General features: G+C 51.5%; 10 protein-coding genes and 1 pseudogene. All 11 read left to right on the top strand.

The window, feature by feature from the left end; genetic code table 11:
• Positions 1–1,614 (top strand): annotated as a pseudogene (locus I4W07_RS01960) (Ig domain-containing protein); the annotation flags it as partial.
• Positions 1,615–1,791: 177 nt separating this feature from the next.
• Positions 1,792–3,027: a hypothetical protein gene (locus tag I4W07_RS01965; protein ID WP_196025444.1), complete on the top strand. Its 1,236-nt coding sequence runs from the start codon at positions 1,792–1,794 to the stop codon at positions 3,025–3,027.
• A 73-nt stretch (positions 3,028–3,100) separates the two neighbouring features.
• Positions 3,101–4,828, top strand: coding sequence for a L,D-transpeptidase family protein (locus tag I4W07_RS01970; RefSeq protein WP_196025445.1), 1,728 nt, complete (start codon positions 3,101–3,103; stop codon positions 4,826–4,828).
• Between the two features lie 184 nt (positions 4,829–5,012).
• Positions 5,013–8,177: a hypothetical protein gene (locus I4W07_RS01975; protein ID WP_196025446.1), complete on the top strand. Its 3,165-nt coding sequence runs from the start codon at positions 5,013–5,015 to the stop codon at positions 8,175–8,177.
• Positions 8,178–8,319: 142 nt separating this feature from the next.
• On the top strand, positions 8,320–9,945 hold the full coding sequence (locus I4W07_RS01980; RefSeq protein WP_196025447.1) for a hypothetical protein: 1,626 nt from the start codon (positions 8,320–8,322) through the stop codon (positions 9,943–9,945).
• A 20-nt stretch (positions 9,946–9,965) separates the two neighbouring features.
• Positions 9,966–10,358: a GtrA family protein gene (locus I4W07_RS09345; RefSeq protein ID WP_118406019.1), complete on the top strand. Its 393-nt coding sequence runs from the start codon at positions 9,966–9,968 to the stop codon at positions 10,356–10,358.
• A gap of 11 nt (positions 10,359–10,369) precedes the next feature.
• On the top strand, positions 10,370–11,350 hold the full coding sequence (locus I4W07_RS01990) for a glycosyltransferase family 2 protein (RefSeq protein ID WP_230317426.1): 981 nt from the start codon (positions 10,370–10,372) through the stop codon (positions 11,348–11,350).
• Positions 11,343–12,158 (top strand): glycosyltransferase, encoded by an 816-nt coding sequence (locus I4W07_RS01995; protein ID WP_196025448.1) that lies wholly within the window; start codon positions 11,343–11,345, stop codon positions 12,156–12,158. The genes I4W07_RS01990 and I4W07_RS01995 overlap by 8 nt, the downstream gene beginning before the upstream one ends.
• 16 nt (positions 12,159–12,174) lie before the next feature.
• Complete coding sequence (rfbA, locus tag I4W07_RS02000; RefSeq protein ID WP_196025449.1) at positions 12,175–13,074, top strand: glucose-1-phosphate thymidylyltransferase RfbA; 900 nt, start codon at positions 12,175–12,177, stop codon at positions 13,072–13,074.
• Positions 13,075–13,092: 18 nt separating this feature from the next.
• On the top strand, positions 13,093–14,115 hold the full coding sequence (rfbB, locus tag I4W07_RS02005) for a dTDP-glucose 4,6-dehydratase (protein ID WP_196025450.1): 1,023 nt from the start codon (positions 13,093–13,095) through the stop codon (positions 14,113–14,115).
• Positions 14,116–14,129: 14 nt separating this feature from the next.
• Positions 14,130–15,578: a sugar nucleotide-binding protein gene (locus I4W07_RS02010; protein WP_196025451.1), complete on the top strand. Its 1,449-nt coding sequence runs from the start codon at positions 14,130–14,132 to the stop codon at positions 15,576–15,578.
• Positions 15,579–15,580: the final 2 nt, after the last annotated feature.

Below are 15,580 nucleotides of genomic sequence, written 5' to 3' on the forward strand. Positions count from 1 at the left end.
AGTGGCATCGGCTGGCAGGGCTGGGACACCCCCTCGGCCTCCGAGGGCGGAACCACCGGCCAGGGGCGCGCCGTCGAGGCCGTGCGCCTGAGGCTCACGGGCTCCCTCGCGAAGGACTACGACGTCTACTACCGCGTCCACGCCTCCAACATCGGCTGGATGGCCTGGGCCAAGGACGGCGGGGAGGCCGGCACCACGGGCTTCGGCAGGAGCGTCGAGGCCGTCCAGGTCAGGCTCGTCAAGAAGGGCGACGCCGCCCCCTCGTCCGACGGCGCCAACGTCGACTACGCCTTCAAGAAGAAGCCCATGTCCCTGACCTACCGCGCCCACGTCTCCAACGTGGGCTGGCAGGGGGCCGTGTCCGACGGCGCGACCGCCGGCACCACCGGCCGCGGCCTCGCCCTCGAGGACCTCAAGCTCTCGCTCGACAGCTCCGACTACTCGGACGGCTCTTCCGTTCAGATCGACGCCCACGTCTCGGGCATCGGCTGGCAGGGCTGGGACACCCCCTCGGCCTCCGAGGGCGGAACCACCGGCCAGGGGCGCGCCGTCGAGGCCGTGCGCCTGAGGCTCACGGGCTCCCTCGCGAAGGACTACGACGTCTACTACCGCGTCCACGCCTCCAACATCGGCTGGATGGCCTGGGCCAAGGACGGCGAGGAGGCCGGCACCACCGGTATGTCGTGTTCCCTCGAAGCTATTCAGATTAAGCTCATTAAGAAGGGCGCCTCCCATCCTGATACATCGGGGTATTCCCATCTTGAATTACCTACGGTGACGTATTCCTCTCAGGTGAAAGGTACTTGGCAGAATTCTGTCCCCGCTGGAGAGGTGTCCGGTACAACCGGTCAGGGAATTCCCATCACCGGGTTTTCAGCTAAAACTACTTCATCTGTTGCCGGCGGGATTAATTATCAACTGCATCTTTCGAATGTGGGCTGGACGTCTGGTAAGTCAAACGGAGTGCAGCTTTCGTCTACCGCTGAATCCAATTCGGTTGAGGCTATTAAAATTTCTCTTTCTGGTGACTTGGCAACCTATTTTGATGTTTGGTACAGGGTCCATGTCGATAACGTCGGCTGGCTTGGTTGGACTAAAAATGGCTCCGTTGCCGGTAGTACTGGCTATGGGGCCCATGTCCAAGCTATCCAAGTTCGACTTACGAGGAAGGGCGCCAATGCCCCCGGGAGCACCGTTTCGCCGTGTTTGCTTGGGGAACCAACCGCGTTTGCAAATCCCATGCAGAAGAAAATTGTAGATCTTGCCCGACAGGTGCCGTCTCCTGGCCCTGGTTTGTGCTCTGAGTGGATTGCAGACATTTATGAGCGTGCCGGATTTAGGAATGTCCATACAGATGCCTGCGATTACTACTGGGATTACTGTAAATATACCGATTATTCTCATTTGAAAGTCGGAATGGTCATTGCCGTTCCTTCGCATACGCATACACGCATGGGCAGCATTTACGGTCACGTTTGTCTCTACATCGGTAATAACCAGGTTATGGATAATGTCGGTCTGATCAGGACGCTCGATATGGCGTACTGGTTGAATTATTATTCCACCTCATATAAGCCAAAATGGGGTTGGTATGACAACGTGCCGCTTGCATAGTTGATCGAAGGTCATGTCTTCACACAGGTTCTGGCAGATACTCTGATTAAAACGAACGGATCGTTTTGCAACGGTCCGTTCGTTTCTATTTGAGTGCCATTCGCGTTTTCGGTATTTAAGCAATTGCCGAAACGATAAATAATGATGCTAAAGATGGTCGATTGATGGGGGAGTCGAATGAAAAAGACGCAACGACTGCTAGCAACGGCAATGACGCCATTACTGATCCTTCAGTGTCTTCTGACGCCCCTTTCCGCCTGGGCTGATTCTTTACCTGTGCAACCGGAATCCACTGATTATATCGATAGTTCTGCCAGCAGCTTGGAAGACGAGAGCTTTGTCTTAAATGACGAACAGCAGGGGGTTGAAGTCGAGCAGCCGACTGTGTCAGACAACGATTCTCCCTCATCCGTTTCTAGCGAGCCTGCCTCCAATGCAACTGATTCGGCGAAACCCGAAAATGATGCATCCACTGTGTTTGGCTCTGTTTCATACCAGACTCATGTACAGGATATTGGCTGGCAAGCTCTCGTTTCAAATGGAATGACGGCGGGCACTACAGGCCGTGCTAAGCGCGTCGAAGCCCTCAAGATTAATTTGCTTTCACAGGATGGCACCCCGCTGGGGAATGATAGCATTTCGGTCCAATCTCACATTTCCGGGATCGGCTGGGAGTCTCAGCCGGTGGGTAACGGGCAGACATCTGGAACAGTTGGACAGTCGCGAGCCATCGAGGCGATCAAGCTATCTTTGTCGGGCGGTCTTTCTGATTCGTATGACATTTGGTATCGCGTTCATTCTGCAAATGTTGGTTGGCTTGGCTGGGCCTCAAATGGTGAGCCTGCTGGAACGCAGGGCTATGCTTGTCAGATCGAAGCTATTCAGATTAAGGTGCTTCCAAAAAATGCTCAAGATGCGCCAACGCGAGGCGATGCCTTTAGGGATTATTCTCAGGAACCGCCTACCGTTTCCTATCGATCTCATGTCTCTAATGTTGGATGGATGGGCGCTGTCGCGGACGGAAAGACATCGGGGGTTATTGACTCAAGAAATGCAATTGAGGCGCTGTCGCTTAGCGTTAATTGGTATGGCCGCGGAGGCTCCATTTCCTCTCGCGCACATGTGTCTGGTGTCGGTTGGCAAAGCTGGTCTTCAGGTGCTGTTGGCACGACCGGGCAGTCTCGGTCCATTGAGGCCGTTCAGTTTAAGCTGAACGGCGAGATATCTGCAACTTATGGCATTTGGTACCGTGTGTATGCTTCCAAATTGGGCGGATGGCTGGGCTGGACGTCTAACGGGTCTCCTGCGGGCTCGGTGGGGAAGGGTGCCGCCATTCAGGGTGTTCAGATTTTATTGGTCGAAAAAAAGCGGCTCTGCTCCCGGCGATACGTTGAACCATTTCATTGGAGCTAAGGATGTTCTAAGCGGGAGCTCGCTTGGTCTTAACGGTAAAAGCCTGGGCTCCGTACAAGGCAAATCAATCCTATTGGGCTCCGAGAACGGCTCTGAACCTTTAACCTCGCTCTCCATTTCGTTTGATAATCAAGAGATTTTAGGCTCAATTGACTATTCCGGCTTTTTTGAATTTGGCGGATGGAGCGGTGCTGTTTCTGACGGTGCTGCGCTTAACTCTAAAAACGATGGGCGTGTTCTAAAGGCGGTGAGATTGGCTCTTACTGGAGATTTGTCTAATGCCTATGACATTTGGTATCGCTGCTTTGACTCCAAAAAAGGATGGCTTGGTTGGGCATGCAATGGCGCGGATGCAGGGGCAACGATATCGGGTTCATTCCTTAAGACTGTCGAAGTAAGGATTGTCAGTAAAGGCGGCGGCGCTCCCGGAATAACGGACGGAGCATTTGTTTCCGATACTTCCGCCGATTGCGCTCACGTTGTATATCAGGCTCATTCGGCTAACCGTGGGTGGTCTCCTTCTGTATTTGATGGGCAGGTAACCGGTACAACGGGACAATCGCTTTCTCTTCAAGCTTTGAATGTGTCGTTGTCCGGTGTGGATGACGATTCTCAAATTGAGGCAAGAGCACATGTTGCCAATATTGGTTGGCAGGAATGGCGATCTTCCGGTTATATTGGGACCGTTGGACAAGGATTGGCCATTCAGGCTCTTGAGCTGCGCTTAAATGGTTCCCTCGCGAATCAGTATGACATTTACTATCGAGTTCATTCGGCGGGCTATGGTTGGTTGGGTTGGGCAAAAAACGGCGATTCCGCTGGAACTACCGATCTTAATATCCAGATAGAAGCTGTCCAAATTGAACTTGTTGCGAAAGGCGGGGATCCAGGCGCGTCGTCTGCGCCCGCGTTTATCACGGCACCAGCCCTAACGCTCCAGGCGCATGTCGCCACGCTTGGTTGGATGAATCCGGTTGGCAACGGCGATGTTGCGGGCACGACCGGTAGGGCACTTGCGATTGAGGCTCTGAAGCTAAATGTCTCCAGTAGCGTATCGGGCGGTATAGAGTACTCCGCCCATGTGCAGGATGTCGGTTGGCAAAGCTGGACTTCCAACGGGGATATCGCTGGAACGGTAAGCCGCGCAAAGCGTATCGAGGCTATTAAGATTAGGCTGACCGGTGGCTTATCGAACTACTTTGATGTCTGGTATCGGGCATATTGCCAAGACTTTGGATGGCTCGATTGGACTTCTAATGGGCAACCTGCGGGCACATCCAAGATTGGATATAGGATCGAGTCGGTTCAAGTGACGATTGTGCCTAAGGGTGCTGGAGCTCCCGGTTCAACTGGGCGTCCGTATACCGATCAGCCTTTGCTGCCTGCCGACATGATGGCCATGCTTAATCGGGCTAATAGATATTCGAGCAATACAAACTGGCTCATTATGGTTGACAGGCAAGCATGCCGCCTTGGAGTTTTTCGTGGACAGCGCGGGTCGTGGAGTTATGCTCAATACTGGACTTGCTCTGCCGGCGCCCCTAGTACTCCAACGCCTACGGGTGAGTATACCGTCACCGGCAAGGGCTACTCGTTTGGACATGGGTATACTTGCTACTACTATACGCAGTTTTACGGGGACTACCTGTTCCATTCAATACCGTATTACCAGGGAACTTTTAATCCCATGGACAGCCGGATGGGAATGCATATTTCACAAGGCTGCGTGCGTTTGCCCATCGATCGCGCTAAATGGATTTGGGATAACGTGCCTCTTGCTACCAAGGTGGTAATCTACTAGTTATTCCTGTAAACGCCGAGAGTTTGTTAGGGGGCCCTTTCCTGTTGCCGTTGACTTGGCAACGGAAAGGGCCCTTGCCTTTGGATAGGGCTTCTATTTCTCCGTTCACCTAATTGGTGGCCTTAATGAAGCTAACTCATTATAGTAGGGTTATTGACGGCTGTCTATCTAGGAGGCGATTCTCTTGAAAAGGCAATTTAGAGCATTTGTTGTTCTGATTTCCTGCTTCATGTCGATGCTGCTTTTGAGCCCTTTGGCTTGTTGGGCGGATCAAAATATTGGTGCCAACGAATATGAATCCGTTCCAGAGACACAATCCGACTCCTCGGATCAAACTGCTGCTGCAGCCGATGAAACGGCGCCTTCGATTGATGTTGCCGTGGAGCCCAAAGAGGCGGCCCCGGACGTCAGCTATAAATCTCACATTTCAGGCATTGGCTGGGAGTCGACGTTTACATCGAATGGTTCGACCTCTGGCACAACGGGCCAGTCTCGTAGGCTTGAGGCGCTCAGGGTTACTCTCCCTAATTCAGAAGACCTTGGTATCGAATACCGCTCTCATGTTCAAAATGAAGGCTGGCAGGATTGGGTTTCTAATGGAGCCGTCTCCGGCACAACGGGAAAGGGCCTTCAGATTGAAGCCGTCGAGCTCAAGCTGACGGGTGAAAGAGCAACTTCTTATGACCTGTATTATCGCGTTCATGCTTCTAATTTCGGTTGGCTTGGATGGGCCTCAAATGGGTCGACTGCGGGAACCACCGGTTGGTCTTATGCCGTTGAAGCAATACAGATCGTCATTGTAAAGAAGGGCGAAGCGGCGCCCGGCGATACTGCTGGAGCCTATGTCCCGTATGTCTTTAATTGCTCTCTTTCTCAGGTTGGGGAGACGACTAAAGTAACCCTGAATATTCCGCAGGTCGAGGATATAAAACGACTCGGTATTGCCGATTCGGTAAAGGTGTCTGGCTTCATGTCGTATGGAGGGAAGGTTACCCGATCTGTTTCCAGCACGATTGCATTCGGAGACCTGGGCTCTAGCTCCAGTGAAATTGACTTTAGCGATTATGGTCCGTTTGACGTTACGTTGCAGTATTTGAAGAACGGAAACATCGTTCATGAGGACCATCAGTCAATTGGCATTTCTGCGAGCGAGTACAACCTTGCCCCTTTGAGTGCTTCTTTCCCCGTTGTTCTCTATTCGCTATCTTTCTGGGATATCAGCACCTCTTCTGCTGGAACGACCATTCCGTCGATCGTAATGCTCGATCGTCCAGGTGCCTATAACTGGAACTCGCTTCCATCCGGGATGTATGGTCTTCCGTATCTGACTCATGAGGAAAATGCTTCTAGTTCGAGCTATCAGGCGTTCGCGGATTATGTCGCTGCTCTCTATAAAATCAACCCCAAGGCAAAGTTCAATCTGTATATCAATGACATCACCTGTTCGTTGATTCATAGGATGATTTACGCCAATAAGATTCCCACTGGCCAATACTCCATTCGGCTGTTGTCGGATGGATCTGCCACGTATGTTTTTACCAACGAGGCTTTCGATGTTAAGGATCCAGATTCTAAGCAAGCGGAGCTGATTGCTTTATGGAACGCTGCTAAGAATAAGGAATACGAAACCGGTGAAGTCTCAATGTCGTATAGCGATTATCACGATCACTGGGATTCTATGTATGCCGTGCTGAGTATTGAGCCCGGCACTCAGTGGTGGATGACTCGAACGAATCTGTTTACGAGCGGTGACGATAATGCCTTTGCGAATAAGATCGCATCCGATCCTAACGTTAAGAAGATGAACGTTTCGAGCATGCTTACGAGCCTGCAGAATAGGGGAGAGTACACGGTCCAAGCGTTTAAGGCTCTGTACAACTTTAACGATGGTTATTTTGATGCGGCTACTCAGCAGGGCAAAAAGGTAATGATGCTGCTTGGAACGTATGTTACTTACGAGCAGAATTTTGACGACTATGCCAACTTGACCGAGGTTATCTATGGCGATGACTATTTGTATTATTACAAGGGGCATCCAAACACGCCGACGGGCATGTATCCCCAAAAGCAGGAACAGCTTGACCGTCTGAGCATTACCGATGTCGATTCTTCCGTTGCTGCAGAGCTGATTCTCTTCTTTAATCCGGAGATCGGTCTGTCTGGATATGGGTCTAGTACGTATAACTCGGCCAGCGCCGATGCTGCTGGTGGACTTTGGAATTCAACGAAGGCCGAGGCCTTGAAGCCGGGTGCCGTTATCGATTATTCGATTATGGATTGGTTTGCTTCTCCGGTTACCGAAGACACGGATGCTGCAATCAGATCCCTTTGCAAGCAGGGTGACTCTTGCTATCTCGTAGAATTTTCGGATTCCATCCTTGCTTCGGCAAATTACGACTTTGCTATTTATTCGCACAATAGCGGCGCTCTGACTTATTTCAAGAAGGACGAGTCGGGCTACGACGTCGTCAAGGTGTCACGAGGCTCGCTTGATGTTTTGGCAACTTCGCATGTTTCGAATGACGGTTGGCAGTCGGCTTCCAAGGGCGGAAATGTTTCTGGCACCGTTGGTCAGTCCAAAGCTGTCGAGGCTATAACTCTCAATCTGCAGAATGCTCCCTACGATGGCAGCTTGGAGTACAGGACGCATGTTTCCGATTACGGTTGGCAAGACTATGTGAAAGAGGGAGAAGTCTCCGGTACTACTGGTCAGAGCAAGTCTGTCCAGGCTATCCAAATTCGACTTACTGGTGAGATGGCCAATCGTTATGACGTTTACTATCGCGCTCATGTTCAGGACAAGGGGTGGCTTGGCTGGGCCTGCAATGATCAAGTTGCCGGAACGACTGGGTTTGGCTTGAGGCTCGAGGCATACCAGGTCGTTTTGGTTGAAAAGGGTTCGCCTGCACCAGGGGATACGAGTCAGCCCTCTATTCAGAAAACTTTTTCAATAAAGGCTCATGTTTCAAACCTTGGTTGGCAGGAACCTGTTTATGAGGGCATGACGGCGGGCACAACTGGTCGAAATCTTGCTGTTGAGGCGTTGGCTATTAGCAAGCCCGAACTCGGGTATTCCGGTAACATCGAATATCGAGCTCATGTTCAGAATATCGGCTGGCAAAAGTGGGTCAAGAACGGCAAGCTGGCCGGCACCACGGGTAAGTCTCTTTCTATTGAAGCTGTAGAAATTAAGCTTACGGGTGATCTCGCCAAGCATTATGACGTTGTCTATAGGGCGCATGTGCAGGGTAAGGGTTGGCTCGATTGGGTTAAATCGGGCGAGTGCGCAGGTACAACTGGAGAGGCCCTACATATGGAAGCGATTGAGGTTAAGTTGGTTGATAAATAGTAAGTGATGCAAGTCTATCATCTATCCGCTATTGCAGTAATTCAGTGGTTTAGTCCAACTGTATTAGTTTAATCTTGAAGGAGTTTATGATTTTTCGTAAACTCCTTTAGTTTAGCTACTAATTAATTATAGGGACTCGTTTATGAATTCATGTGCAAAACGATGCAAGTTTTATGGCGTTTTATTTGCTGTAATATTTGTGGCTGCGTTATTAGTCGCAATTTATTATTGCAATTTGAAAACAGGGTTTCATGTTGACGAGCTGTGGACTTTCGGTCTCTCGAATAGTTTTTATTTTCCACATATTTTTTGGGAAAACAATATGGATGCCAACTGGATGGATCCTACGTTCATTCAGTCTTATTTGACAGTTGATACAGGGCATGTGTTTCGGTTTGATTCGGTTTTATATAATCTGAGTAATGACGCACATCCTCCTCTCTATTTTTTCATTATTCATACCGTTTGCTCACTGTTTCCGAATGAATTTAGCAAATGGTTTGGCTTGGTTCCTAATCTATGTTTCTATTCACTCAGCTTAGTATTTTTATTTAAGCTTTCTTACAAAGTGTTTCAGAGTAAGCCAGTCGCCCTAATTTTAATGGCTCTTTGGGCTTTCTGTCCCATAGCGTTAAATCTAGTGACCTACATTCGAATGTATCTGTTATTGGTGACACTTGCCCTAGCATTTCTTGATGCGTTATTCGATATGTTTAATGCTTCCTTCGCCAATCGATCGGTTTATTTCCGCCTATTTGTTATTTCTTTATTGGGGTTTTTAACTCATTTCTATTTCTATATTTATCTCTTTTTTGTTTCCTGTTTTTTTACTATTTATTTTTGGGCAAGAAAAGGGTGGAGGTTCTCCTTTAAATATGGAGTCACGATTGTCTTATCGGTTTGTCTGTCATTTATCATATTTCCTCCAGCATTAAGCAACATGTTTGGGAATCACTATGTCGAATCGGCCTCATCGCAATCAGGGGTAATGGTATTACTTAGACGAATTTGGCAATTTCTAGGGTCGTCGTCCGTTGATTTGTTCTTCGGATCAAGGCTTCTTTTGATTGCCTGCTTCTGTTTGTCAATTGCCCTTTGTTTCTACTTGCTATGGAATAAAAAAATTAATCGTGAGCATCCTGAGTCGATTTATATAGTTTTATTATTTAATTCATCCCTTGTTTTTTACGTCACAGCTTGCTATGTATCTCCTTTTACTTCGTCAAGATACATATGCTTGGCATATCCAGGATTACTGTTATTTGGATTTGGAATGTTCTTGTATCTATTTAGATATTTGCAAATTCGCTATAGAAATAATACTGATTTCAATTTTCGGGGCACTATTTTAGTTTCTGTTGTATTTGTTTGCGCAATTATTGCTGCAGATTCTGTTTTCTTTTCTTCCAATGCTTTGTATTTATATCCGAAATCTGCTGACAATGAAGCCGCAGTAGAGAAGTACGCGGGTTCAACGGGGCTCTTTGTCTCTTATGATTACTATCAGCTCACTGCGAAGCTACTAGAAGTTGCCAAATTGTCTCGCATTCATGCGCTGATTCCTGATCAGAAAGCTATTAGCAGTTTTTGCGATAGAAATTATATTGATTCTGATGATCTGGTTGTTTACATGAATAATCACGACTGCGAAGAAGAGGTTCTTTCTCAACTGAAAGATGAACTAGGATATAGTGGTTTTAAAAAACTGCCCGGATATACTCAAATCGATGATGGAACCTCTTGTTTTGTTTATGTCCTTTATAGATAACAGTAGGAAAAGGGTCTTTAATGAAACGAGATTCGGTGATTCAATTTCTGAAGTTTTCGATTGTTGGACTTTCAAATACAATCGTTTCTTACTTAGTTTACGCGGCACTCCTTTTTATTGGAGTGAACTATATTGTCGCCAATATAGTTTCATATTTTGCTGGTGTCATCAATTCCTTCTATTGGAACAATAAATATGTTTTTGATAATGAGAGATCGGATTTGAGTTCACTTATTTCAAGTTTTTCCAAGCTACTTGCTTCGAGTGCTTTTACTGGATTGATTATCAACAACATCCTTTTGTACTTTTGGGTTAGTGTGCTTGGAATTTCTTCTATTCTTGGTCCACTGCTTAACTTGTTTGTAACTTATCCTCTTAATTATATTTTAAGTAAGTATTGGGCATTTAAGTGATAGGTGCTTGCATGACAAAGATGGACATATTGCCGATTCTCTATCTCGTGGTTCCTTGTTATAACGAGGAGAGCGTTTTGCGGGAAACCTCTAAAAGGCTTTTTGAGAAGTTTTCCACTTTAATAAAATTGTCTCAGATTAATGCGAACAGTAAGGTTTTGTTAGTTGACGATGGGTCATCCGATAAGACTTGGGAGATCATCGAAAGTCTTCATCAGTCTAATTCCTTATTCTGTGGACTTAAGCTCTCTAGGAATTGTGGCCATCAGAAGGCTTTACTTTCTGGGTTACACAAGGCAGCGGAGTTTGCTGATTTAATAGCATCGATGGACGCTGATCTACAAGATGATATCAATGCGCTTGATGAAATGGTTTCAAGAGCTCGCGAAGGATATGAAGTTGTATATGGTGTACGAAATGATCGTTCTAGCGATTCCTTTCTAAAACGTTTTACCGCACAGTCTTTTTATCGCTTACAGTCTTCGTTGGGTGTCGATGCTGTTTATAACCATGCTGACTATAGATTGATGTCCAAGCGTGCTGTTCTTGCATTGTCTCAATTCCGTGAGGTTAATCTATTTCTTCGTGGTTTGGTTCCTTTAGTTGGTTTCAAATCTTGCTGCGTGTATTATTCGCGAGGGAAACGGTTTGCCGGCGAATCTAAATATACGCTCGGTAAAATGCTGTCATTTGCTTTTGAAGGTATAACGTCTTTTAGTACTAAACCGATTAGGATAATTACTCTCACCGGTTTAATCATTTCTATTTTTAGTTTATTTGCACTTGTATATCTTTTAATTGGTCATTTTATTGGCGATGTACAAGTTGGCTGGACAAGCATTATTATGTCAATTTGGTGTCTTGGCGGACTTCAACTTTTGGCTTTGGGTGTCATCGGCGAGTACGTTGGAAAGACTTATATGGAGACGAAGCATCGTCCTCGCTATTTTATTGAGGAATTTTTGTCCGATAAGGAGGACAAGGATGCCTAAAGTTAGTGTGTTGATGCCTTGTTTTAATGGTGCTAAGTACATTTTGAAGGCAATTGATTCGGTGTTAAGCCAGTCTTTCCGCGATTTCGAATTATTAATTTTCGATGATCAGTCAACTGATGGAACATTTGAGATTGTTTCCAAGCTAACGGATTCTCGAATTAAGGTATTTAGAAACGCCAGTAATCTCGGCCTTGTTGGAAACTGGAATAATGCCATTGAGAAATCTTCTGGCGAGTATATTCATTTCCTCTTTCAGGATGATATTTTGTTACCCGGGGCTCTTGAGTCTGAGGTTGCAGCACTGGATGCTAATCCAAAGTGCTCCCTCTGCTTCAGCGCTTCATGTGTTATTGACTCGAATGGTGCCATTACAATGAAGAGGAGACCTTTTAAGCGGAATATGGTTTTAAAAGGCTCTGATTTTGCCCGCAAGACATTTCGAACTCATAATATCTATGGAGAGCCTTCTAATGTCATGTTTCGTAGAGATTGCTGGCAAAAGATTGGACCCTTTAATGATTCTTTGTGTTACTCCCCTGATTGGGAGTATTGGATTCGTCTATCACTTAATAGTGATGTCTGCTATCTAGACTCAATTTATTCCTATTTTAGAGTGTGCAACGAATCTACTACGAACTCACTTTTTAAGGATAAAAAAGAGCAATTGAAACGCGATGAGTTTGATTTTGTGCGAGCAATCTGTTCACTCGATGGTATCAATATATCGTCGGTTGATTTAACCGCTCGTAAATTGTCGCTCTCAATCAGGAACATTGCTAAACGGATTTATTTTTCCGTTCACTGACTTTGGAAGTGATTGAATGAAAGGCATCATCCTCGCCGGCGGGTCCGGCACGCGCCTGTACCCGCTCACGCTCGTGACCTCCAAGCAGCTGCTGCCGGTCTACGACAAGCCCATGATCTACTACCCGCTCAGCACACTCATGCTGGCGGGCATCCGCGACATCCTGGTCATCTCCACGCCGACGGACCTCCCCAACTTCGAGCGCCTGCTCGGGGACGGCTCGTGCTACGGCGTGAACCTCTCCTACGCCGAGCAGCCGAGCCCCGACGGCCTGGCGCAGGCCTTCACCATCGGCGAGGAGTTCATCGCCGGCGAGCCGTGCGCGCTGGTGCTCGGCGACAACATCTTCTACGGCAACGGCCTGTCGCGCCACCTGACGCGCGCCGTCCAGAACGCCGAGTCGGGCCGCGCCACGGTCTTCGGCTACCACGTGGACGACCCCGAGCGCTTCGGCGTCGTGGAGTTCGACGGCGAGGGCAGGGCCGTCTCCATCGAGGAGAAGCCCGCCGAGCCCAAGAGCTCCTACGCCGTCACCGGCCTGTACTTCTACCCGGGCGACGTGGCCGCCAAGGCCCATAGGGTCGAGCCCTCGGCCCGCGGCGAGCTGGAGATCACCGACCTCAACCGGATGTACCTGGAGGAGGGGACGCTGTCCGTCGTGACCCTCGGCCGCGGCTACGCCTGGCTGGACACCGGCACCATGGAGAGCCTGCACGAGGCCGCCGAGTTCGTCCGCGCCGTGGAGCACTCCCAGGACCTGCCCGTGTCCGTCCCCGAGGAGATCGCCTGGGAGAACGGCTGGATCGCCACCGAGGGGCTCAAGCAGGCCGCCGAGGCCTACGGCAAGTCGGTCTACGGCCAGCACCTGAAGAAGGTCGCCGCCGGCGAGATCGTCAACAGCCCGCGCGAGTACTAGGAACAAGGAGATTCGAACATGGCAGAGGAGACCTTCTCCCCCAAGAACATCATCGTCACGGGCGGCTGCGGCTTCATCGGCAGCAACTTCGTGCACTACGTGGTCAACAACCACCCGGACGTCCACGTGACCGTCCTGGACAAGCTGACCTACGCCGGCAACCCCGAGAACATCGCCGGCCTGCCCTCCGACCGCGTGGAGCTCGTCGTGGGCGACATCTGCGACGCCGAGCTGCTGGACCGCATCGTCCCGGGCCACGACGCCATCGTGCACTACGCCGCCGAGAGCCACAACGACAACTCCATCGCGGACCCGGAGCCGTTCCTGCGCACCAACGTCGAGGGCACCTTCCGACTTCTGGAGGCCGTGAGGAAATACGGCGTCCGCTACCACCACGTCTCCACCGACGAGGTCTACGGCGACCTGGCGCTCGACGACCCGGCCAAGTTCACCGAGGAGACGCCCTACAAGCCGTCCTCTCCCTATAGCTCGACCAAGGCGTCCTCCGACATGCTGGTCCGCGCCTGGACCCGCACCTACGGCCTGCGCGCCACGATCTCCAACTGCTCCAACAACTACGGCCCCTACCAGCACGTGGAGAAGTTCATCCCCAGGCAGATCACCAACATCATCGACGGCGTGCGCCCCAAGCTCTACGGCCGCGGCGAGAACGTCCGAGACTGGATCCACACCGAGGACCACTCCTCGGCCGTCTGGGACATCCTCACCAAGGGCCGCACGGGGGAGACCTACCTCATCGGCGCCGACGGCGAGAGGAACAACATCACGGTCCTGCGCATGATCCTCGAGGCCATGGGCCGCGACCCCGAGGACTTCGACTGGGTCGCCGACCGCCCCGGCCACGACCGCCGCTACGCCATCGACAGCACGAAGCTCCAGCGCGAGCTCGGCTGGAGGCCGGCCCACACCGACTTCGCCGAGGGCCTGAAGCAGACGATCGACTGGTACGTCGAGAACGAGTCCTGGTGGCGCCCGGCCAAGGAGGCCACCGAGGCGCGCTACCGCGCACAGGGCCAGTAGGAGGGGAGAGACAGATGGCAGACATCGCATTCGAGAAGGACCTGACCGTCGCCGAGACCGGCATCGGGGGCCTCAAGGTCGTCGACCTCGCCGTCCACGGCGACTCGCGCGGCTGGTTCAAGGAGAACTGGCAGCGCGCCAAGATGTGCGCCCTGGGCATCCCGGACCTAAAGGTCGTCCAGAACAACGTCTCCTACAACGAGAAGAGGGGCGTCACCCGCGGCATCCACGCCGAGCCCTGGGACAAGTTCATCTCCGTGGCCCGCGGCTCGGTCTTCGGCGCCTGGGTCGACCTGCGCGAGGGCAGCGCCACCTACGGCAAGGTCTACACGACCGTGCTGGACCCCTCCAAGGCCATCTACGTCCCGCGCGGCGTGGGCAACTCCTTCCAGGCCCTGGAGGACGGCACCGCCTACACCTACCTGGTGGACGCCCACTGGTCGCTGGAGCTCAAGAGGACCTACACCTTCGTTAACCTCGCCGACCCCGAGCTCGCCATCCAGTGGCCCATCCCGCTGGAGGAGGCCACCGTCTCCGAGGCCGACCTCAACCACCCGATGCTCAGGGACGTCGTCCCCATGGCGCCCAAGAGGACGCTCGTCACCGGCTGCAACGGCCAGCTGGGCCGCGCGGTGCGCGCGCTCGCCGGGGAGCGCGGCGTGGCCAAGGACTTCGACTTCTGTGACATCGACACCTTCGACATGTCCGACCCGGACGCCTACTCCAAGTACGACTGGTCGCTCTACGGCACCGTGATCAACTGCGGCGCCTACACGGCCGTGGATAGGGCGGAGACCCCCGAGGGCCGCGCGACCGCCTGGAAGGCCAACGCGACCGGCCCGGCCCTGCTCGCCCGCACATGCTCTGATCACGGGATCACCCTCGTCCACGTGTCCTCCGACTACGTCTTCGACGGCACGGCCGAGGTCCATACCGAGGTCGAGCCCCTCAGCCCGCTTTCCGTCTACGGCCAGACCAAGGCCGCCGGCGACATCGCCGTGGCCGGGTGCCCGCGCCACTACATCATGCGCTCCAGCTGGGTCATCGGCGAGGGCCACAACTTCGTCAAGACCATGAAGGGGCTGTCCGACCGCGTCGCCGACCCCGACGACAAACTCACGCAGGTCACGGTCGTCGACGACCAGCTGGGCCGCCTGACCTTCACGCGCGACATGGCCGCCGCCATCTTCCACGTGCTGGGGACGCACGCCCCCTACGGCACCTATAACTGCACCGGCTCCGGTGCGGTCAAGTCCTGGGCGGACATCGCCCGCGCCGTCTTCGAGGCAGCCAACGGCAACGGGGAGAAGGTCGTGCCGGTCAGCACTGCCGACTACTACGCCGGCGCCGTCGGCCCCATCGCCCCGCGCCCGGTCCACTCTGCGCTCGACCTTTCCAGGCTCGAGTCGGTCGGGTTCCACATGCCCGACTGGGAGGAAGAGCTAAAACTTCATTTTGATTAGAT

It is taken from the genome of Collinsella aerofaciens (genome assembly GCF_015670745.1).
Classification (GTDB): domain Bacteria; phylum Actinomycetota; class Coriobacteriia; order Coriobacteriales; family Coriobacteriaceae; genus Collinsella; species Collinsella aerofaciens_T.